This is a genomic window from Aeromonas sp. NJAU223 (assembly GCF_051125555.1).
GTDB lineage: Bacteria > Pseudomonadota > Gammaproteobacteria > Enterobacterales > Aeromonadaceae > Aeromonas > Aeromonas veronii_G.
This window is the reverse complement of record NZ_CP144204.1, coordinates 2965203-2987548: the sequence shown is the minus strand read 5'-3', so window position 1 is coordinate 2987548 and position 22346 is coordinate 2965203. Positions and strand designations below refer to the sequence as shown.

General features: G+C 61.3%; 13 protein-coding genes and 1 tRNA gene. 8 read left to right on the top strand and 6 right to left on the bottom strand.

Annotation, left to right across the window (positions count from 1 at the left end; all coding sequences use genetic code 11):
* Nucleotides 1-110 precede the first annotated feature (110 nt).
* Together VZC39_RS13450 and VZC39_RS13445 are read right to left on the bottom strand one after the other, a co-directional pair.
* On the bottom strand, nt 111-740 hold the full coding sequence (locus VZC39_RS13450) for a class I SAM-dependent methyltransferase (protein ID WP_434663167.1): 630 nt from the start codon (nt 738-740) through the stop codon (nt 111-113).
* Nucleotides 741-870: 130 nt separating this feature from the next.
* Nucleotides 871-1512 carry a TetR family transcriptional regulator gene (locus VZC39_RS13445; protein WP_349918621.1) on the bottom strand — a complete coding sequence of 214 codons (642 nt, stop codon included), beginning with the start codon at nt 1510-1512 and terminating at the stop codon, nt 871-873.
* A 149-nt stretch (nt 1513-1661) separates the two neighbouring features.
* On the opposite strand from VZC39_RS13445, the gene VZC39_RS13440 reads away from it, so the two are divergent.
* The 4 genes from VZC39_RS13440 to VZC39_RS13425 all read left to right on the top strand — a co-directional run bounded on the left by VZC39_RS13440 (nt 1662) and on the right by VZC39_RS13425 (nt 8715).
* A complete protein-coding gene (locus VZC39_RS13440) occupies nt 1662-2852 on the top strand; it encodes an efflux RND transporter periplasmic adaptor subunit (RefSeq protein WP_349918619.1) in 1191 nt (396 codons plus the stop codon).
* Between the two features lie 20 nt (nt 2853-2872).
* On the top strand, nt 2873-6022 hold the full coding sequence (locus VZC39_RS13435) for an efflux RND transporter permease subunit (protein ID WP_349918617.1): 3150 nt from the start codon (nt 2873-2875) through the stop codon (nt 6020-6022).
* Nucleotides 6015-7430 carry an efflux transporter outer membrane subunit gene (locus tag VZC39_RS13430; RefSeq protein WP_349918615.1) on the top strand — a complete coding sequence of 472 codons (1416 nt, stop codon included), beginning with the start codon at nt 6015-6017 and terminating at the stop codon, nt 7428-7430. The genes VZC39_RS13435 and VZC39_RS13430 overlap by 8 nt, the downstream gene beginning before the upstream one ends.
* 289 nt (nt 7431-7719) lie before the next feature.
* The gene (locus tag VZC39_RS13425) at nt 7720-8715 is read left to right on the top strand and encodes a sulfate ABC transporter substrate-binding protein (RefSeq protein WP_349918613.1); all 996 of its coding nucleotides are present in this window, start codon (nt 7720-7722) and stop codon (nt 8713-8715) included.
* Nucleotides 8716-9107: 392 nt separating this feature from the next.
* On the opposite strand, the gene VZC39_RS13420 is transcribed toward VZC39_RS13425, so the two are convergent.
* The 3 genes from VZC39_RS13420 to VZC39_RS13410 all read right to left on the bottom strand — a co-directional run bounded on the left by VZC39_RS13420 (nt 9108) and on the right by VZC39_RS13410 (nt 12954).
* A complete protein-coding gene (locus VZC39_RS13420) occupies nt 9108-11807 on the bottom strand; it encodes an AAA domain-containing protein (protein WP_434663162.1) in 2700 nt (899 codons plus the stop codon).
* A 248-nt stretch (nt 11808-12055) separates the two neighbouring features.
* Nucleotides 12056-12131 (bottom strand) — tRNA-Thr (locus VZC39_RS13415).
* 82 nt (nt 12132-12213) lie between these two features.
* Nucleotides 12214-12954: a phosphatase gene (locus VZC39_RS13410; RefSeq protein WP_349918572.1), complete on the bottom strand. Its 741-nt coding sequence runs from the start codon at nt 12952-12954 to the stop codon at nt 12214-12216.
* A 466-nt stretch (nt 12955-13420) separates the two neighbouring features.
* Between VZC39_RS13410 and VZC39_RS13405 the strand changes: the two genes are divergently transcribed.
* From VZC39_RS13405 to VZC39_RS13390, 4 genes are all read left to right on the top strand, one after another.
* The gene (locus VZC39_RS13405) at nt 13421-14074 is read left to right on the top strand and encodes a TetR/AcrR family transcriptional regulator (RefSeq protein ID WP_349918571.1); all 654 of its coding nucleotides are present in this window, start codon (nt 13421-13423) and stop codon (nt 14072-14074) included.
* A gap of 47 nt (nt 14075-14121) precedes the next feature.
* A complete protein-coding gene (locus VZC39_RS13400; RefSeq protein ID WP_434663159.1) occupies nt 14122-16446 on the top strand; it encodes an acyl-CoA dehydrogenase in 2325 nt (774 codons plus the stop codon).
* 162 nt (nt 16447-16608) lie between these two features.
* Nucleotides 16609-19671, top strand: coding sequence for an efflux RND transporter permease subunit (locus VZC39_RS13395; RefSeq protein WP_434663157.1), 3063 nt, complete (start codon nt 16609-16611; stop codon nt 19669-19671).
* A 14-nt stretch (nt 19672-19685) separates the two neighbouring features.
* On the top strand, nt 19686-20720 hold the full coding sequence (locus VZC39_RS13390) for an efflux RND transporter periplasmic adaptor subunit (protein ID WP_434663155.1): 1035 nt from the start codon (nt 19686-19688) through the stop codon (nt 20718-20720).
* Nucleotides 20721-20785: 65 nt separating this feature from the next.
* Here VZC39_RS13390 and pyk read toward each other — a convergent pair whose 3' ends face one another.
* Complete coding sequence (pyk, locus tag VZC39_RS13385; RefSeq protein ID WP_349918567.1) at nt 20786-22225, bottom strand: pyruvate kinase; 1440 nt, start codon at nt 22223-22225, stop codon at nt 20786-20788.
* Nucleotides 22226-22346: the final 121 nt, after the last annotated feature.

The following is a 22346-nucleotide window of genomic DNA, read 5'->3' as shown; positions in this document are numbered from 1 at the left end:
TCCAGGTGTTGGTGTCTGTTTTGTTATTTAATCTTGATTTTGATGCTGCTTTTTAACACAAAATCCGCATCTTGTCTGTCTTCACCTGGTTAATGCAGAGTTAAATATTGTTATCTGGATGCGACGTCGCGTCGGGCTCCCTGTCTGGAGCGGCGGCCGCGATATTGATTAATTGTGGCGGGATTGGCCTCGCGGATCAGCAGGGCGTGCAGCCAGCGTCCCTGCCTCTCATCGTCGCTTTGCCAGCACTGTTGCAGCGCAAAGGGCAAGGGGGCGATGAGAGCGGCAAGAGCAGCTTCGTCCAGGGCCGTGCGCAGCGGATAGTCGAGAGGCGCGGCGGCGTCTTCGCGCGGCAGCCCGCCATCCGGGTGGGGGAAGGAGCAGTAGAGCGGTCCCTTTGGCCTGAGCAGGCTGGCAAGGTGAGCCAGCACGGGGGCGAGCTCGGCCTCGGTGAGGCAGGGCAGGGAGGCGCTGGCCCAGATGCCGTCAAAGGGCAGCACATTGTGCATCTGCTCGAAGCGGCACACCCGCACCGGCTGGCCGCACCGGCGTGAGGCGGCCTTGGCCTGGGTCAGGCTCGCATCGAAGGCGGTGACCACATACCCCTGGTCGCGAAAATAGTGAAGATCCTCGCCCGACCCGCAGCCCGCCTCCAGCAGGTGGGCGCCTTCTGGCAGCAGCGCCAGGAAGCGATGATGGGCCTGGGCGAGAAGGGGGAGAAGAGAGGATGACGCGGGCATGATCAGGGGATCTCTTGGATGCGGGGCGGCTACTCTAGCAGATTTCCGGCTCTGGTGGCTGGCTTGGTCGGGGGAGGAGGCCATCCTCATCTCTCCCGACCGGCCTTCTGATGTTAAGGCCTCGTCTCGGTCAGGCGGGGCGCACTGCCGGGCCCCGGGGCTGGGCGATCAGGGAGAACATGCCGTCGAGCAGGAAGTCGGCGTCTTTGATGAGGTTCAGGCGCTCCGGGAAGTGCAGCCAGTTGATGACGTAACCATCCAGGGTGCAGTGCATCAGGGTGGCGGCCCGATGCAGATCCAGATTGGCGGGCAGGTGGCCGAGGCGTACCGCGTTGGCCAGGGTGAGCTCCAGATCCCGGAAGAAGTTGAGCGACTGCTGGCGCATGTGCTCGCGCAATGAGCTGGCTTCCCCTTCCAGGGACTCCAGGTTGTACATGATGGTGAACATCTGCTGCTGGGCGGGCTCGGTGCTTATCTTGATCATCACCTCCTTGAGGAAGATGCGCAGCTTGCCGAGGGGATCGGGTTCTCGCTCATCGAGACAGGCGTCGAGTTGATGGGAGAGGGGGGCACAGAGCTCCTCCCACAGGGAGACGAACAGCTCTTCCTTGTTTTTGAAGTGCCAGTAGATGGCGCCCCGGGTCAGGTCGGCTGCCTTGGCGATATCGGTCAGACTGGTTCTGGCCAGCCCCTGTTGACAGAACAGAGTCAGGGCGGTGCTCATGATGTGGCAGCGGGTCTGCTGCGCTTCTTCTTTAGTCCGTCTGGCCATGGTGCTGTACCCGTTGAAATGATTAAAAGTTACTTACATACATTCTCGAATGTATGTATATTGCACCATCTTCGCAGTTTTACCAATAGGGCCCTTATAAACCCTATGGTTTTGTTCTCTTTTTGATTGAAACAGAGGCTAGGAATTTCATGCACAAACATATTCTCGCACGTTCGGTCGGCCTTGCCATGCTGGCAAGTGGCCTGCTGATTGGTTGTGGTGACAAGGGCGAGGCTCAGCAGGCCATGGGAGAAATGCCCCCCGCCGCGGTGGATGTGGTGACGCTGCACACGGCTCCGCTGCAACTGCTGTCCGAGCTGACCGGCCGTACCGCCCCCCTGCGGGTCGCCGAGGTGCGTCCCCAGGTGAACGGCATCATCCTCAAGCGCCTGTTCACCGAAGGCAGCGACGTCAAGGCCGGCCAGTTGTTGTACCAGATCGACCCCGCCGTCTATCAGGCCGCCGTCGCCAGCGCCAAGGCGAACCTTGCCAAGGCAGAGGCCAACGAGCGCAGTGCCCGTCTCAAGGCCCAGCGTTATGCCGAGCTGGTGAAGGTCAAGGCCATCAGCCGTCAGGAATATGACGATGCAGACGCCGCCTGGAAACAGCAGGTTGCCGAGATCGGTGCCGCCAAGGCCGCCCTGCAGAGCGCCAACATCAATCTGGCCTATACCCGGATCACCGCCCCCATCAGCGGCCGCATCGGCAAGTCTGCGGTGACCGAGGGGGCCCTGGTGACCGCCCAGCAGGCCACCAGCCTGACCACCATCTCCCAGCTCGACCCCATGTATGTGGACGTGCGCCAATCCACCGCCGACCTGCTGCGCCTCAAGCGTGAAGTGGCTGCTGGCAAGCTGACCCAGGGTCAGCAGGATGGCGCCAAGGTCAGCTTCCAGCTGGAAGATGGCAGCACCTATGCCGAGCAGGGCTCACTGCAGTTCTCCGACGTGACCGTGGATGAGACCACCGGCATGGTGACCCTGCGGGTCATCGTCCCCAATCCGAAGGATCTGCTGCTGCCCGGCATGTTCATGCGCGCCACCCTGCAAGAGGGCGAGCGCCCCGAAGGCTTGCTGGTGCCGCAGACTGCCGTGACCCGTACCCCCAACGGCGGTGCCACCGTCATGGTGGTGACCCCGGACAACAAGGTGGCGCTGCGGGATGTGCAAGTCAGTCGCATGGTTGGCGATAGCTGGGTCGTGGAGTCAGGTCTCCAGTCCGGTGAGAAGGTGATCGTGGCCGGTCTGCAGAAGGTCAAACCTGGCGCCGAGGTTGCCCCCACTGAGCGCGCTGCCACCACGGCCACCGCACAGGCTGAGCAGACCCCGGTAACCAAGTAGTAGGATGGAGTAGTCGCCAAATGGCACGATTTTTTATAGATAGACCGATCTTCGCCTGGGTAATCGCCCTGGTGATCATGCTGGCCGGGGTCATGGCCATCATCGGCTTGCCGGTCGCACAGTATCCGACCATAGCCCCGCCGGCAGTGGGCATCTCCGCCAGCTACCCGGGTGCCTCCGCGAAGACCGTGGAAGACTCGGTGACCCAGATCATCGAACAGAACATGACGGGTCTGGATCACCTGCTCTACATGTCGGCGCAATCCGACTCCTCGGGCAACGTGAGCGTGACCCTCACCTTCAAGCCGGGCACGGATCCCGATATTGCCCAGGTGCAGGTGCAGAACAAGTTGCAACAGGCGATGTCGCTCCTGCCGCAGGAAGTACAGCAGCAGGGGATCCGGGTTCAGAAGACCTCCAGCAGCTTCCTGATGGTGGCCGCCTTCATCTCCACCGATGGCAGCATGACCAACGACGATCTCGCCGACTACGTGGTGTCCAACATCAAGGAACCCCTGAGCCGTCTGGACGGCGTGGGTGACATCACCCTGTTCGGCAGCCAGTACTCCATGCGCATCTGGCTGGATCCGCACAAGCTCAATCGGGTGCAGATGACCCCCGCTGACGTCCAGGCCGCCATCAAGTCCCAGAACGCCCAGGTGGCGTTCGGCAAACTCGGTGGCACCCCGTCGGTGAGCGATCAGCAATTCACCGCCACCATCATGGGTCAGACTCGTCTCTCCACCCCGGAGCAGTTCAGCAATATCTTGCTGCGGGTGAACCAGGATGGCTCCAAGGTGCTGCTCAAAGACGTGGCCCGGGTCGAACTTGCCGGCGAAAGCTATGACGCCTCCGCGCTCTACAACGGTCAGGCCACCGCGGCACTCGCCATCAAGCTGGCCACCGGCGCCAACGCCCTGGACACGGCCGAGCATGTCCGTGCCAAGCTGGGGGAACTCTATGAGTACTTCCCGAACAACATGGAGATCGTCTACCCCTACGACACCACGCCGTTTGTGAAGATCTCCATCGAGGAGGTGGTGCAGACCCTGGTGGAAGCGATCTTCCTGGTGTTCTGTGTCATGTATCTGTTCTTGCAGAACTTCCGGGCCACCCTGATCCCGACCATCGCCGTTCCCGTGGTACTGCTCGGGACCTTCGGCGTCATGGCGGCGTTCGGCTTCTCCATCAACACCCTGACCATGTTCGGTCTGGTGCTGGCCATCGGCCTCCTGGTGGATGATGCCATCGTGGTGGTGGAGAACGTGGAGCGTCTGATGAGCGAGGAGGGACTCTCCCCGCTGGAGGCGACCCGCAAGTCCATGACCCAGATCACCGGCGCCCTGGTGGGGATCGCCCTGGTGCTCTCCGCCGTGTTCGTGCCCATGGCCTTCTTCGGCGGTTCCACCGGTGCCATCTATCGTCAGTTCTCCCTGACCATCGTCTCGGCCATGGTGCTCTCCGTGCTGGTGGCCCTGATCCTGACGCCGGCCCTGTGCGCCACCTTGCTCAAACCCATCAAGCAGGGGGAACACGGTACCCAGCGTGGCTTCTTCGGCTGGTTCAACCGCTTCTTCGACACCAATGCCAACCGCTATCAGAACGGCGTACGCAAGGTGATCAAGCAGGGGACCCGCTACAGCATCATCTATCTGGCCATGCTGGTCGTGCTGGGGGTGCTGTTCATGCGCCTGCCCACCTCCTTCCTGCCGGAAGAGGATCAGGGGGTCATCATGTCCATGGTGCAGTTGCCGGTCGGCGCTACCAAGGAGCGTACCGAAGTGGTACTGGCCGAGATGCGCGACTACTTCCTCGAGAACGAGAAGGAGAACGTGGACTCCGTGCTGACGGTGGCGGGCTTCAGCTTCGCCGGTAGCGGTCAGAATGCGGGCATGGCCTTCATCAAGCTGAAGGACTGGAGCGAGCGTCAGGGTGAGGAGCGCAGCGCCAATGCCATCATCGGCCGCGCCATGGGTTACCTGTTCAGCATCAAGGAAGCCCAGGTCTTCGCCTTCAACCTGCCTCCCATCCCCGAGCTTGGGACCGCCACCGGTTTCGACTTCTTCCTGCAAGACCGCGGTGGTCTGGGGCACGAGAAGCTGATGGAAGCTCGTAACCAACTGCTCGGCATGGCGGCGCAGGATCCCAACCTGGTACGGGTACGCCCGAACGGGATGGAAGACACGCCCCAGCTCGACATCAAGATCGACTACGAGAAGGCGCTGGCCCAGGGTCTCTCCATCGCGGACATCAACAACACCCTGTCGGCAGCCTGGGGTTCGTCCTACGTGAACGACTTCGTGGATCGCGGCCGGGTCAAGAAGGTCTATCTGCAGGCGGATGCGCCATTCCGGATGAACCCGGAAGATCTGAAGCTGTGGTACGTGCGCAACAGCTCCGGCCAGATGGTGCCCTTCTCTGCTTTCGCCACCACGGAGTGGAGCTTCGGCTCGCCGCGTCTTGAGCGTTACAACGGCGTCTCCGCCATGGAGATCGTCGGTGAAGCGGCGCCGGGCAAGAGTACGGGGGATGCCATGGCAGCCATCGAGGCCATGGTGGAAAAACTGCCCGAAGGGGTAGGCATCGAGTGGACCGGTCTCTCCTTCCAGGAGCGTCAGGCCGGATCCCAGGCGCCTGCGCTCTATGCCATCTCCTTGCTGGTGGTCTTCCTCTGTCTGGCGGCGCTCTATGAGAGCTGGAGCATTCCGTTCTCCGTCATGCTGGTGGTACCGCTCGGGGTGCTGGGCGCCATTTTGGCGGCAACCATGCGCGGGCTCGAGAACGACGTCTACTTCCAGGTGGGCCTGCTCACCACGATCGGGTTGTCGGCGAAGAACGCCATCCTCATCGTCGAGTTTGCCAAGGAGCTGCACGACAAGGGGATGAAACTCGGCGAAGCCGTGGTGGAAGCCTCCCGCCAGCGCCTGCGCCCTATCCTGATGACCTCGCTCGCCTTCATCCTCGGCGTACTGCCGCTGGTGATCAGTACCGGCGCCGGCGCCAGCAGCCGTAACGCCATCGGTACCGGCGTCATGGGGGGGATGATCACCGCGACCGTGCTGGCCATCTTCTTCGTGCCCCTGTTCTTCGTGCTGGTGATGCGTTATTTCACCGAGCACCACAGCGCAGAGGAGCGCATTGCCCACGCCAAGGAGATCAAACATGACTAAGACCCTGATCGCCCTGAGTGTGACCCTGCTGCTGGGGGCCTGTTCCATGGCCCCCGACTACCAACGTCCCGCGCAGCCCCAAGGGGCCACCTGGCAGGCCGATCTGGCCGCCAAGGGGGAAGCGGCGCCCTGGCGTCAGCAGTTCCTCGATCCCGAGTTGCAGAAGCTCATCGGCACAGCCCTTGAAAACAACCGGGATCTGCGCCTCGCGGCCTTGAACGTCGAGGCCTATGAAGCCAGATACCGGATCCAGCGGGCGGCCCAGTTGCCGACCCTGGCTGCCGATGGCAGCGGCTCCCGCCAGCAGGGATCGGACGATCTCAGCAGCACGGGGCAGGGCACCATCAGCAGCCAATATGGCGCCAACATCGGCATCACCGCCTATGAGTTGGACCTGTTTGGCCGGATCCAGAGCCTGAAAGATCAGGCGCTGGAGAACTACTTGGCACAGATCGAGACCCAGCGCAGCACCCAGATCGCCCTGGTGGCCTCGGTGGCCAATGCCTACTTCACCCTGCTGGCGGATCAGGAGCTGCTGGCGCTGAGCCAGGCGACCCTGGCCACCGAGCAGGAGAGCTACGCCCTGACCCAGCATAAATACCGGCTGGGCGCCGCCTCCGAGATGGAGCTGGCACAGGGACGTACGGCGCTGGAGAACGCCCGGGTCAGCCAGGCGCAGTATCAGCGTCAGGTGAAGCAGGACAAGAACGGTCTGGCCCTGCTGCTCGGCACCGATGTGCCGGTGCTGGAAGGACAACCCAAGACCCTGGACGAGGTGCAACTGGCTGCCATCCCGGTGGGTGCGCCTTCCACGCTGCTGCAACAACGCCCGGACATCCTGGCGGCGGAGCACAGTCTGAAGGGGGCGAACGCCAACATTGGCGCAGCCCGCGCCGCCTTCTTCCCGACCATCTCGCTCACCGCGACGGCGGGCACCGCCAGCAACCAGCTGAGCGGCCTGTTTGACGGCGGCACCGGTACCTGGACCTTCATGCCCCAGATCAACCTGCCCATCTTCGACGGTGGCAAACGGGTTGCCGATCTGGACGTGGCCGAGGTCGGCGCCAAGCAGGCGGTGGCGAGCTATGAGAAGAGCATCCAGACCGCCTTCAAGGAGGTGGCCGACACTCTGGGCGCCCAGGCGGATTACCAGCAGCAGCTGCAGGCCCAGCAGGATCTGGTGAATGCCAACCAGACCTACTTCAAGCTGGCGGAGTTCCGCTATGAGCAAGGGGTGGACAGCTATCTGACCCGCCTCGATGCCCAGCGCTCCCTGTTCAGCGCACGGCAGGGGCTCATCAGCACCCGTCTGGCCCAGCTCAGCAACCAGGTCGCCCTCTACAAGGCGATTGGCGGTGGCTGGCAGGCGCCGGAAGAGGCGACTCAGGCGACCGACAGCCAGGGTTGATGACGAGCGTCACATCATGCAGACACAGGGCGAACCACTTGGTTCGCCCTGTTTTTATATGGGATGGCGGCTAGTCGTTGACAGAGAGGTGGTGTGGGCGCGGGCATCTCCCACGATAAGCGTCACTTCGCACCAGGGGGTGGCCGCATTCAGTCCCGTTCCCCATCGTCTGCGGGGCCCTGCCAAGGCTGTGCAATGGATTGCATAAGCTGCGAACTAATTATTCTTTCAAAGAATAAATGGGCGAATCATATAGTTGGTCACTCGACTCTCATTCCAAGGACGTGCAATGAAACGAAGACTGCCCGCCATCCTGCTCGGTGCAGGTTTGGTTCTCGCCCCGCTGACCCAGGCGGCCACCCTGCTCAACGCTTCCTACGATGTGATGCGCGACTTCTACAAGGACTACAACCCGGTCTTCGTGCAGCACTGGCAGGCCCAAGGGGGTGAGCCGCTGCAGATCCACATGTCCCACGGTGGTTCGAGCAAGCAGGCGCGCGCCGTCATCGACGGCCTGCCCGCGGATGTGATCACCATGAACATGGCCACCGACATCAACGCCCTCGCCGAACATGGCGCTCTGGTTCCGAAAGAGTGGGCGACCCTCTTGCCGGACAACAGCGCTCCCTTCACCTCGGCCACCGTGTTCATCGTGCGCAAGGGCAATCCCAAGGGGCTCAAGGACTGGCCTGATCTGCTCAAAGAGGGCGTGAAGGTGATCGTGCCCAACCCCAAGACCTCGGGTAATGGGCGCTACACCTACCTGTCGGCCTGGGGCTATGTACTGGACAAAGGGGGGGATGAGAACGCCGCCAAGGCGTTTGTCGGCAAGTTGTTCAAGCAGGTGCCTGTGCTCGACACCGGTGGCCGCGCCGCCACCACCACCTTCATCCAGAACCGGATAGGGGACGTGCTGATCACCTTCGAGAATGAAGCCGAGATGATTGCCCGCGAGTTTGGCCGTGGCAGTTTCGAGGTGATCTACCCCAGCGTCACCGCCGTGGCCGAGCTGCCGGTGGCGGTGGTGGACAAGGTGGTCGACAAGCGGGGCACTCGCAAGGAGGCGGAAGCCTATCTGAAGTATCTGTGGTCTGACGAAGGACAGCGCATCGCCGCCAACAACTACCTGCGCCCGCGCAACCCGGCGATCCTTGCCGAGTTTGCCGACCGCTTCCCGCAGGTCACCTTCCTCGACGTGGTGAAGACCTTCGGCGAGTGGCCGGTGATCCAGAGCACCCACTTCAAGGAGGGTGGGGTATTTGACCAGATTTATGCGGTGCAGTAAGGTTCGTCCTGGATGAGAATATCCCGGCCATGTGTCCTTATGCAGGTGGATTAATCTGTGGAGCTCATTCCCTGACCTCATATATTCCAGTCAGCGTGTCAGGGGGGCATGGAGAGCCGCTCATAGCAGGCATATGAAAGGGGATGGCGCTCGCGTTGCCAATCCGGGGCCCCTGGTGGGGCCCGAATGACAAGAAGCACAAAGGGTTAGTCTCGTGATGAGGCTAACCCTTTGTTTTAACTGGTGCCGGAAACAGGAGTCGAACCTGCGACCAGCACATTACGAAACGAATGATTCCATTGTTGGTTTGTAGCTTATGTCGTTTGGCAACTAATCAAGTCACGCAGGCTGGACTGAGTTTTCATCCTCCTGCGTTCTACTATTAGGAACAGCTATTTAACCCACAGACCAATAAAGTTGTCGATTCTCTGCTTAATACCACTATCAACTGTCCGCAATCGTAAAATGGGAATGTGGCATTTATTCAAAATCTCATTCTTCATGACATCTCGAGCCGCCTGTTCTGGGTGGTCGTGATACCCGCCATCGACCTCGATCACCCCAACCGGGGTCTTGCCCACTTTGAAATAGATGACGAAATCGCAGCTGGCGCGCCTCATGAACGCCCGCTGAGTCTCCGTCCAGTCGGAGTTAGTCGGCGATGCGAGCTTTTCTAGTCGGATCTGCGTATGGTACTTCAGTGCCTGGCACGCCGGAGCCGACAGTACTTCGCGCAGCAACTGCGCTACGATCTGCTCGGACTTGTAGCGCGAATCCTCGGGTCGTAGACGGGCGTTCAGGCGTGCCAAGGACTGATCGTACTCGTGGTACAACAAGTCGAATGCCGACACCACCGGGGCACGCACGACCTGCTCGTCCTGCGCGTAATAGCTGATATAGCGGATCAGCGCGGCGATGTGGCCATTGTTGTCGGTGAACACCTCGTCACCGGTCACAAGGGTGAAGCGATGTTTGGCCCGCGACACTGCCACGTTGATCATGCGGGGGTCGTCGACAAAATCCAGGCGTCCCTGCGCCTGGTTGTAGCGCTTTTTGTCGAGCACGGTAGAGAAGACAATCTCGTCGCATTCACGCCCCTGGAACTTGTGCACAGTGTCTCTGACGAAGTCCGCCGGCAGGTGTGTGTTGGATAGGCTGACCTGTGCTCGGAACGGGGCGATGTAACCGCGACCTTCACTATCTACTGCGACGGGCTGCCCTTCGTCTTCGAGCACCTTCCGCAAGGAATCCAGCTCCCGGAGGTTGGTGTTCTTGCGTGCGTGGTTGCCCTTGGCGGTCACCACCAGGCGCAGGGGCTCCTCGCCGTTATCCACTGTCATTGGCACCAGCGCGTTGTCATAGAACTGCTGGTTGCAGAACTGGATGATCCTGGGGTGGCAGCGGTAATGCTCCTTCAGCAGCGTTCTTGGCAGTGCGTCCTGGAATACGGCAATGCACGAATCCAGCAGGCTGTAGTGCTCGCAATCGTAAGCCTCGGCCGGTGCCTGCAGCCCCAGTTTCACGGGAATGTGCGGCAACTGGCGGTTGTCGCCGACAACGATCAGGTTCTTGGCGCAGCCCAGCGGTAGGATGCCCGGCACTATGTCCTGCAAGGAAGCTTCGTCGATGATCACATAGTCGAGGATTGCCCCCGGCGCGATCGAGTTGACGATGGAGTGCGTGCCGCTGCCCAGGATAGGAAAACGCTGCACGAAGGCATCAAAGTTTCTGCGGTAGGTTTTGGCATCGAAGCTGTCTCGCGGCGGAACCTGGCTTTGCAAATGCTGCTTCAGATGGTGCATCGATACGGTTGTCAGTTCTTTGAGCAAAGCCGTGAAGTTTGCGCGCGCCAAGGATTCACGGCACGCCCGCAGCTCGGTTTCCTTATCCTGCAGCGACTTGTCGTAGTAATGCATCTGCAGGGCATGGAACGCGGCCATGCGCGCCTCGCCCTCGGTGAACGGCTTGGTGCGAAAGATTCTGAATTGGAACAGCAGCTCGATGCGGTCCTTGAGCCTCACGCGCTGCTCGCCCAGGTGCGCCAGGTAGGCCATGAGGTCGGCAGCCTTGCGCGGAGTCAGCCTGTACTTGTCCAACGACGTGACCTGCACACCGTTTTCTGCCTGCCACTGTTGCAGGTAGCGCCGCTCGATGACTAGCTCGTCCAGTTCGATCTGCAGTTGTGCCGCCCGGTTGTGGTCTTGCAGGTGCTGCTTCAAGCGGGTCAGCAAGGCCTGGATCTCTTCCTGGGATGGTGTCGGCCCGGGCGCGCTGGAGGGCCACGCAGGCAAGTTGGCGAAGAAGGCCTCGCGGTTATCCTTGCTGCCAAGCTTGGCTATCAGGTAGCCCAGGCCGCATTTTTCCAGCTTTTCGTAGACGTTTGCCACGGCTGCATTGTTGTTGGACAGTACCGCCACCGTCTGCCCGCGCAACAGGATATTGGCGAGGATGTTGAGGATAGTCTGGGTCTTGCCGGTTCCCGGTGGGCCTTCGATCACGCTGATTTGCGCGCTGAACGCACGCTCGACTGCTTTGTACTGGCTTTCGTTCAGCCCGAACGGATAAATGAGCCCCTGACCTGGCATCAGCGTGCCGTTGCGCCCGGTGCAATAGGCTTGCAAGGCAGTGCTGGCGATGGCAGGCAGCTTTCCAAGTTGAGTCACAACATTGCTGGCTATGTCACGATCAGCCTGCGACTGCGACTGCGCTTGAGCGTGTCGGGCACTCGCAATCTTCATGAAATAACCGAAGACCGGCGTGTCCTTGATCGAGGTAGGGGAGGTGAAGACGATGCCATCCATCTTGTGAACATAAGGCCTGTTGGTGCCCGGATAGTGCACCACGGCATATCGCTCGCCGTAGATCACAGCTTTGTCGATGGGTTTGACGATCGTGCTGCCAGGTTTGGTCAGCAGTATATTGCTCAACTCGCGGGAAGGTGACACTCGGCAGTTACTGAGCGGGCGGGTGTATTTTTTACTGGAGGGGAAATGACAGGTCAGTTCCAGTGCTTCGTACTTTTCGCTCCAGCGAATCACCCAGTCGCTGATCTTTGCGGTCTTGTCCTCACCATCAACCAGAATCGATATCATGTACCTTTAATCCCTAGGCGCATTACGTCCAGCTTCTCCTCATGCCAAATACAGCAGTTTCCAAGGAAGAATATATTGCCATCATTGCATGCGGGATATTGGGAATGCATCGAGATGGTCCGGAGGTATGCGCACCTCGCACTGAACACGGCCGCAAGATCGACCTGCTTTTGGGTATTTACGACACAAAAACGACACAAGGAGAAGATCACGCAGCGGCAAAAATTGCCTAAGTTATTGATATTAAATGGTGCCGGAAACAGGAGTCGAACCTGCGACCTTCGCATTACGAATGCGCTGCTCTACCAACTGAGCTACACCGGCGTGCAGCTAGATTCCCGAAAACTGAGCCATGAGTCAATGCGCCTTGGCAAATTTCATGAGGCCGCTCATGGAGTTAGGCTATCTAGAAATCTGCGAACTCCGGGATATGGGCCCGGCCGCGGCTCTCGAGGAAATCGAGCAGGGCACGGGGGGAGCGGGCCAGGATCCGTTCCTCGGGGAAACCGGTCTCTGCCACCAGCCGCTTGCAGTGCTCGAAGTCTCCCAGGCTGAAGGCGACGTGAGAGTCGGAGCCGAAGGTGAGGTAGGCACCCAGATCGCGGGCGGCCTCGACAATGGCGCGGCAGTTGCCTTCACTGCCGGGGCGGGAGTGGGTGAAGGAGGAGTTGTTGAGTTCGAGCGCTACTCGGTACTCGGCGGCGGCCCTGACCACGGCCGGGATATCGATGGGGAAGGCGGGATTGCCGGGGTGGCTTATCATGTCGACCCGACCGCTCTTGATGGCATTGATCATGGCCTGGGTGTGCGTCGCCTGATCGCAGGGGGGAAACACCGGCTCGTGGAAGCCCGCCATGATCATGTCGAGGCGGGACTCATAGCGTTCGGGGAAGTCTATCTCGCCGGCGATGTTCTTGATGTTGGCCTCGATGCCGCGCAGTATGCCGACCCCATCCACGACCCTCGGCAGCACGTGCAGATTGACGAAGTGCCAGACGTGGGGCGCATCGGCCATCTCCGGGCCGTGATCCGTGGTGGCGAACAGCTTGATGCCCCGGGCTTTGGCGATGGGCAGATAGTCGTGAATGGTGCTGTAGGCGTGGGTGCTGGCGACGGTGTGCGTGTGGGTATCGACCGTATACTTCATCTTCTCTCCCCTCTGGCATGAGGCGCCAGCATAGCAAAAATGGCGGATAGAGGCCACGCAGCGGCTTGCCATACTCTGTCACAAATTACGGCAAGACTGACAAAGTCTGGCCACTTTTGGCAGGGAGAATGGCCCCATCGATGCAAGCCTGAACACCCATCGATGGGTCGACACTGGATGGTCCGACCCGTTTCCCCACCGTCGCCCCCTGCGACGGTTTTTTTTGCCCAGATCCCTGGACATGCTTATTTACTGGATAAAAAAATGCCCAACTAACATGGCGTTAGTTGGGCGAGACTTAATGTTTAATTGCAGTGGCATAGATATAGAGTTCCGTTTCCCGACGAAGTTCCCACCTTGTTCCTCTTTTTTGATTAAAAACATTTCCTCAACACCCGTTCACATTCCCTTGACATGATTGGGCGTGAAACGTACTTTTTAAACATTCGTTTAAGTGAGGTGTCCAGTGAGTAAAATCGATACCAAGAACCGTATTCTCGATGCCGCCGAGGTGCTGTTTGCCGAGCGGGGGTTTGCCGATACCTCCTTGCGTCTGATCACCAGCGAGGCCGATGTGAACCTGGCCTCGGTCAACTACCACTTCGGCTCCAAGAAGGAGCTGATCCAGGCGGTGCTTGACCGCTATCTGAGCCTCTTCATGCCGGAACTGGATGCTCGCCTGCACACCCTGATGGCGCAGGAGCAGCTGACGCTCTTGCAGGTGTTCGAGAGCTTCGTCGAACCCTTGATGAAATTGGTGGCCGTGCGCACCAACGGGCCTGCCATCTTCATGCAACTGCTGGGACGCGGCTACATCGACAGCCAGGGTCACCTGCGCCGTTTCATCACCACCCACTATGGCGCCACCCTGCACGGGATCACCCAGGCCATCTCCAAGGCCAACCCGGCCTTGTCGCCCGCAGATCTGTTCTGGCGCCTGCACTTCACCCTGGGCACCGTCGTGTTCACCATGGCGTCCGCCGATGCCCTGCGTGATATCGCCCAGGCCGATTTTGGCCAGCAGCTCGATGTAGAAGGGCTGGTGCGCAACGTAATTCCTTATCTGGCGTCCGGTGTCGGTGCGCCCGTGGAGTCGACCAGGCTCTCCCTGGCCGTGTAGTGCCCAACAATAATCAACGGAAACAGTGAAATAAAAGGAACTTTCGTATGATCACATTGCTTGTCCTGCTGGTGCTGGCGATAGCCGTGGTACTCGGGATCCCAGCCATCCGCAAAAAGGTGGTGACCCGTCCGGTGTTCGGTATCTTCAAGAAAATCCTGCCGCCCTTGTCGGCCACCGAGCGGGAGGCCATGGAGGCTGGCTCCGTCTGGTGGGATGGCGAGCTGTTTCGCGGCAACCCCGACTGGAAGAAGTTGCACGGCTATGGCAAGGCGACCCTGAGCGCCGAGGAGCAGGCCTTCATCGACAATCAGGTCGAGACCCTGCTCGCCATGGTGGATGACTTCAAGATCGTCAACGAGACCAAGGATCTGCCGGAACCGGTGTGGGATTACCTGAAGAAGGAAGGCTTCTTCGCCCTGATCATTCCGAGATCCTATGGCGGGCGCGAGTTTTCGGCCATCGCCAACTCCACTATCGTCACCCGCATCGCCACCAAGAGCCTGAGCGTGGCAGTCACCGTCATGGTGCCGAACTCCCTGGGCCCCGGCGAATTGCTGATGCACTACGGTACCCAGGCCCAGAAGGATTTCTGGCTGCCGGGACTGGCCAATGGCAAGGAAGTCCCCTGTTTCGCACTGACCGGCCCGGAAGCGGGTTCCGATGCGGGCGCGATTCCCGACAAGGGGATCGTCTGCAAGGGCATGTACAAGGGTGAGGAAGTGCTCGGGCTTCGCCTGAACTGGAACAAGCGCTATATCACCCTGGCGCCGCGCGCCACCGTGCTGGGCCTGGCGTTCAAGATGTATGACCCGGACAAGCTGCTGGGTGACAAGGAAGAGATCGGCATCACTTGTGCCCTGATCCCCACCAACCACCCCGGCGTGCGGGTCGGCGATCGCCACTACCCCATGGGGCTGGCGTTCCTGAACGGCCCGACCTTCGGCAAGGATGTGTTTATTCCGCTGGACTGGATCATCGGTGGCCCGGAATACGCGGGTCGCGGCTGGCGCATGCTGGTTGAATGCCTCTCCGCCGGTCGTGGCATCTCGTTGCCGGCCCTCGGCACTGCCTGTGGTCACATGGCGAGTCGTACCGTGGGTGCCTACTCCTATGTACGCAAGCAGTTCGGCATGTCCATCGGCAAGTTTGAAGGGGTGCAGGAGGCACTGGCTCGCATCGGTGGTCTGACCTATCAGCTGGAAGGGGCTCGCCGCATGACCGCAGGTTCCCTGGATCTGGGTCAGGCCCCGGCCATCGTCACCGCGATTTCCAAGTACCACATGACCGAGATGGCCCGCCAGATCATGGATGACTCCATGGACATCCACGCCGGCCGCGCCATCCAGCTTGGTCCGAAGAACTACACCGGCTACGCCTACATGGGCATTCCGGTGGCCATCACGGTGGAAGGGGCCAACATCCTGACCCGCAACCTGATGATCTTCGGCCAGGGCGCCACCCGCTGTCACCCCTATGTGTTCGCCGAGCTGGAAGCGGCCGCCGACACCGACGTGGAGCGCGGCCTCGAGAAGTTCGACGCCCTGCTGATGAAGCACATCGCGTTTGGCACCGGTAACTTCTTCGGCGCCCTGTTCCAGGGGCTGACCCTGGGCCAGTTCAACGGTTCCCCGGTGGGTGGCGAGACCGCGCGCTACTACAAGCAGCTGTCCCGCATGAGCAAGGGGCTGGCGCTGTGCGCCGATGTCTCCATGTTGATGTTGGGTGGGGATCTCAAGCGCAAGGAGATGATCTCCGCTCGTCTGGGTGACGTGCTGAGCCATCTCTATCTGGCCTCTGCCACCCTCAAGCACTATGAGGATCAGGGCCGCATGGTCTCGGATCTGCCCTTCGTGCAGTACGCGGTGGAACGTAACCTCTATCTCATCGGCAAGGCGTTCGAGGGCTTCTTCCAGAACTTCCCGAACAAGGTCGCAGGGGCCGTGCTCAAGCGGGTAGTGTTCCCGTTCGGTGTCGGTTACAAGATGCCGGCGGATGATCGCTGCCACGCCATCTGCCTGGCCATGATGAAGCCGGGTGAGTTCCGCGACCGCCTGACTGCCCTGTGTTATGTGGGCAAGGATGAGGCGGATCCGGTCGGCCAGATGGAGCGCGCCTTCCAGGCCATGGTCGCGGTTCAGCCCATCGAGAAGAAGCTGGTGCAGGCCCAGAAAGAGGGCAAGCTGCCACGCAAGATGGCCCTGCCTGAGCTGGTCGCTGCGGCACTGTCCCAGTCCATCCTGAACCAGGATGAGGCGGACAAGCTGTTGGCCGCCGATGCCCTGCGCTATGAGGCTATCCAGGTGGACAACTTCGCGCCCGGTGAGCTGGAGGGATTGTCTCAACCGGCCCCGGCGGTGCATGCCGCCTGAGTCTGATGCTAGAGTGACAAACCGGCCAATGTGGCCGGTTTTTTTGTTGTTTAACCAGGCATTTACAATGCCGATTAATTCCAGTTTAATGCAATGGCCCTCACCCTTGGGCAGGAAGCCAGGCCAGTGGAATGGCCGATAACAACAACTCAGGAAGAGTGAATGAACCTCGCCAAAACGGCGATCGAACGCCCCATCTGGGTGGCGGTTTCGGTCGTGCTTATTTTTCTGCTGGGCCTGCTCAGCATTCGGGGGCTGCCGATCCAGCTGTTTCCCGACATCGATCGTCCCCACCTCAACATCTCGGTGAGCTGGCGCTCCGCCTCGCCTCAGGAGATGGAGTCGGAGGTCACCGACCCCATCGAGCAGGAGATGCAGGGGGTGCAGGGGCTGAAAAGCATCGGCAGCAACAGCTACCCCGGTTTCACCGAGATCAACCTGGCATTTGCGCTTGGTACCGACATGCAGCGGGCCCAGCTCGATGTGATCTCGCGGCTGAACCGGGTCTCCGGTCTGCCGGACAGGATCGACGGCCCCTACGTCAACAACTACAACAGCAACGACACCCTCACCTTCTTCTTCATCCAGCAACTGCCCGACGCCAAGGGGTTGATCGACGATCATCAGGCGCTGATCGAGGCGCGGATCAAACCGGAGCTGGAGCGGATCCCCGGAGTGTCCACCGTGGAGGTGGAGGGGATCAACGAGCGCCAGATCCAGGTGCGGTTCGACCCCTATCGCGCCGCCGAGCTGGGGGTGGAGATCCCGGTGCTCGCCAGCCGGGCCAGCACGGACTGGGACGTGTCTGCCGGCACCCTGGATATCGGTCGCTGGGAGTACAAGTTGCGCTTCGCCGGTCGCTACGATGTGGAGACCCTGGGGGACAAGGTGGTGGACTGGCGCGATGGCCTACCCATCTACCTGCGGGACGTGGCCGAGGTACGGCTGGCCCGGGAGGATAACCCGGTGCTGCGCATCCAGAACGGCAACACCGCCATCGCGGCCCAGATCTTCAAGGAGAGCGGGGCCAATGCGCTGGCGGCGCTGGAGGGGATCAAGGCCAAGGTCGGCGAGCTTAACCGGGAGGTGCTGGAGCCGGTCGGCCTGCACATGGAGCAGTCGTTTGATGCCTCCTTGTACATCAACCGGGCGGTGGGCATGGTGACCGCTAACCTGGGGCTGGGGGTCCTGCTCTCCTGCGCCATCCTCTGGGTCTTCCTGCGTCAGCTCAAGGCGACCCTGATGATAGCGATCGCCATTCCCATCAGCATCATGCTCACCTTCTGTCTGCTCAAGATCATGGGCAGAACCCTCAACGTCATCTCCCTGGCCGGCATCGCCTTCGCGGTGGGCATGGTGCTTGATGCGGCCATCGTCGTGCTGGAGAGCATCTATCGCCGCACCGAGCGGGGAGATATCAGCAAGGCGGAGGCGGCGCTGGACGGAACCAGCCGAGTGTGGACGGCGTTGGTGGCCTCGACCCTCACCACAGTGGCCATCTTCCTGCCGGTGCTGCTGCTCAACGACGTGGAGGGACAGCTGTTTGCGGATCTCGCCCTCACCATCGCCTGCGCCGTCACCGTCTCCATGCTGGTGGCGGTGACCGTTCTGCCGGCGGTGGCGGCGCGCTGGATGGGGCGCGAGCGGCTGATGGACCCTTATGACAGCCTGTGGCAGCGTACCACCCGTCACGTGATCCGCTGGACATCCACCTCCCGCCGGCGCTGGACCATCATCCTTCTGATGATGAGCGGGCCCATGCTGGTGAGCTGGTGGCTGCTGCCCAAGATGAACTACCTGCCGGATGTGAAACGGGACGCCATCGACGTCTGGATGACTTTCACCCCTGGGGTCAACCCCCAGGCTCAGCGCGAAGAGGTGATCGATACCCTCATTACCCGGTTGGATCCCTACATGAAGGGGGAGAAGGAACCGGCCCTCAAGAACTACTACATCTTGCGCTACCCGGGCGGCGCCCAGATCGGGGTGCGTCCCAAGGACGAGGCCCAGATCAAGGTGCTGGAACGCCTGTTGATGGACAACCTGCTGGCCAACATCCCGGACACCCGGGCCTTCGGCGGCCAGGGCTCCCTGTTTGGCGGCTTTGACAGCGAGAACAGCATCTCGTTGCTTGTCCAGGGCGGCACCTTGCCCGAGCTCTATCGGGCGGCCAGGGAGAGCATGGCCATCGTACAAAAAGACCTGCCGGGGGCCCAGATACGGCCTGATCCCGGTCTCGACTTCACCGCCCCCGAGCTGCTGCTGGTGCCGCAAGACAGGCGGCTGGCGGAAGTGGGCTGGGATCGCACCCCCATGCCTACCATCATCCAGACCTTCGGGGATGGCCTGCGGGTCGGCGAGTATTTCGATGGGGAGGACAGGCTGGACATCCTGCTGATGGGCCAGAGCTCGGCCAATCCGGATGAGCTCAGAGCCGTACCGCTCGCGACCCCCTCCGGGCGCATCGTGCCCCTGGGGGAATTGCTGCGGGTGGAGCACAACCTGGGGCCGGAGAGCATCTTTCGGGCCGACGGGCGGCGCAGCATCCAACTCTTTATCACCCCGCCGGACGGCATGAGCATGGAACAGGTGCTGGAAACCCTGCAGACCAAGAGCTTCGCCGCCATCCGGCCAATCCTGCCTGCGGGCGGGGAGCTGCAGGTAGCTGGCAATGCCGACAGCCTGCAACAGGCACTGGACAATCTCGGCAGCATCTTCCTGTTTGCGGTGCTGATCCTGCTCATCCTGCTGTGGGGCGTCTTCGCCTCGTTGAAAGATGCCATCCTGGTGCTGCTGACCCTGCCTCTGGCGGCGGTTGGCGGCGTGCTGGCGCTGCGCCTGAGCGGCTTGCTGGTGCCGCTGCCGATGGATCTCTTGACCATCATCGGCTTCGTCATCCTGCTGGGACTGGTGGTCAACAACGCCATCCTGCTGGTGCATCAGACCCGCAGCGCCGAGCGGGAGGGCATGAGTCGGCCCGCCGCGGTGGCCGATGCGCTGCAAAGCCGGATGCGTCCCATCGCCATGACCAGCCTGACCAGCATCTTCGGCATGTTGCCCCTGATGTTGAGCCCGAGCGAGGGCAGCGAGATCTATCGGGGGCTGGCTACCGTCATCGTCGGCGGCATGAGTTGCAGCACCCTGTTTACCCTGATCCTGCTCCCCGCCTTCTTGCGGCTGGGTGAGCGGGTCGACGTGCCGCAGCCCATTCGGCAGCGAGCCTGAGGAAGGAGCCCAAAATGAAACGAATGATGACAAGGATGATGCTGGTCACGGCCCTCGGCCTCGGCCTGCCGGTTCAGGCCAAGATGGTGACCCTGGCCAGCGTGACCCAGGGGGAGGCGGGCGCCAGTATCTGGGTCAGCGGCACGGTGGCAAGCCGTCAGCAGGCGGCGCTGAGTGCCGAGGTGAGTGGCCGGGTGGAGTGGATTGCGGAGTTCGGCAGTCGGGTCAAGGCGGGGGACGAGCTGCTGCGCCTCGACGGGGCCGCGCTGCGGCTGTCGCTCGAGCAGTCCCGGGCCGAGCAGGCCAAGGAGCAGAGCAACCTGAACTTCGCCAAAGCCGAGTTCCAGCGCCTCGAGCGGCTGCACCAACAGAAGAGCACCTCCCAGAGCCAGTATGACAAGGCGCGCTACGACGTGGAGCAGGCGACCCTGGCGGAGCGACTGGCGGGGGTACAGGTGCGCCAAATCGAGGAGCAACTGCGCAGGACCCACATCTTCGCCCCCTTCGACGGGGTGGTGAACGATCACTTCATCCAGCCAGGGGAGCATGTGGATGCGGGGGAGAAGGCGCTGGAGCTGGTCAATCCGGATGTGCCGGACATTCGGTTGCGGGCGCCCATCGTCTGGGCCCAGCAACTGGGAGACGGAGCCAAGTTGCGGATCGAGGGGGAACAGCTCAGCGGTCACGGTGTTTATTACCAGCGGGCGGCGAGCGCGGATCCCAAGTCCCGCCTCATCGAGCTGCGGCTTAAACCCGACGCCGGTCATTTCATCATCGGCTCGCCGGTACGGGTGGCTCTGCCGATGGGCCAGCAGCAGACCATGCTGCTGCCAAGAGATGCACTGGTGCTTAATACCGAGGGGAGCGTGGTCTATCAGGTCAAACAGACTGGGGATGCACTGACAGTCAGCAGAGTCCCCGTGACCGTATTGTTCGGTGACAGCGATCAGGTGGCGGTGAGCGGGGCCCTCAAGCAGGGAGACCAGGTCGTGGTGCGTGGCGCCGGCAGCCTGCAGGATGGGGACAAGGTGGAGCTGTTTCGTGGCTGAGATGGGCGGTGAGGCATAAAAAAACGGCTCCCGAGGGAGCCGTTTTTACGAGCTGTGATGGGGAATTACTCGACCATCATCACCTTGCAGGTATTGGTACTGCCCACGGTTTCCATCTTGTCGCCATGGGTCAACAGCACCATGTCGCCACTCTGGACCAGGCCCTTTGCCTTGAGTACGTCCAGTGCCTCGCGGCACACCTCGTACACCGGCTTGCTCTCGTCACCGTCGAACAGCACCGGGGTCACGCCGCGGTACAGGTTGGCCCAGGAGAGAGTCTTGTTGTGGGGAGACATGGCGAAGATGGGCAGGCCGGAGCTGATGCGGGACATCAGCAGCGGGGTGGTGCCGGACTCGGTCAGTGCCACGATCGCCTTGACCCCTTCCAGGTGGTTGGCGGCATACATGGTGGACATGGCTACCGCTTCTTCCACCGAGGTGAAGGTGTAGCTCATGCGGTGGTTGGAGACGTTCAGGCTCGGGTGCTTCTCGGCCCCCACGCAGACGCTGGCCATGGAGGTGACGGTCTCGATGGGGAACTGACCGGCTGCGGTCTCGGCGGAGAGCATCACCGCATCGGTACCGTCCAGCACGGCGTTGGCCACGTCCATCACCTCGGCGCGGGTCGGCAGCGGCGCGTTGATCATGGACTCCATCATCTGGGTCGCGGTGATGACCACGCGGTTGAGGCGACGGGAGTGGCGAATGAGCTTCTTCTGCACACCGACCAGCTCGGGATCGCCGATCTCGACGCCCAGATCCCCACGGGCCACCATGACGGCATCGGAGCCGAGGATGATGTCTTCCATGGCTTCATCGCTGGCGACGGTTTCGGCGCGCTCGACCTTGGCCACGATCTTGGCATTGGAGCCAGCCTCGCGGGCCAGTTCGCGGGCGTAACGCAGGTCATCCCCGTTGCGGGGGAAGGAGACGGCCAGATAGTCCACGTCCATGCGGGCGGCGGTCTTGATGTCTTCCTTGTCTTTCTCGGTCAGGGCCGGTGCGGAGAGGCCGCCGCCTTTCTTGTTGATGCCCTTGTTGTTGGAGAGGGGGCCCGCCACGGTGACGCTGGTATAGATGCGGGTGCCTTCCACCTGTTCGACTTTGAGCTGCACGCGACCGTCATCCAGCAGCAGGATATCGCCGGGCACCACGTCCCCTGGCAGGCTCTTGTAGTCGATACCGACCTGTTCCTGGCAGCCTTCCCCCTTGCCGAGAGCGGCGTCGAGCACGAACTTGTCACCGATGGCGAGGTAGATCTTGCCATCCTTGAAGGTGGATACGCGGATCTTGGGGCCTTGCAGATCGCCCATGATGGCGACGTGGCGGCCGAGCTTGGCGGCGATTTCACGCACCTGGTTGGCGCGCTGGATATGATCTTCAGGAGTGCCGTGAGAGAAGTTCATCCGCACCATGTCGGCACCGGCGCGGATGATCCCCTCGAGGATGCCGTCGCGGTCGGTAGCCGGACCCAGTGTGGTTACAATCTTGGTACGTCTTGGCATGAAATACTCCAATGTGAAGTTGATATGACTTGAAATACTGCCCCGTCAAGCGAATGGCGTTGGCGCCCGCCTGCAGACCACTCTGAGTGGCCTTATGTTATTAAATTACGATACTACACCA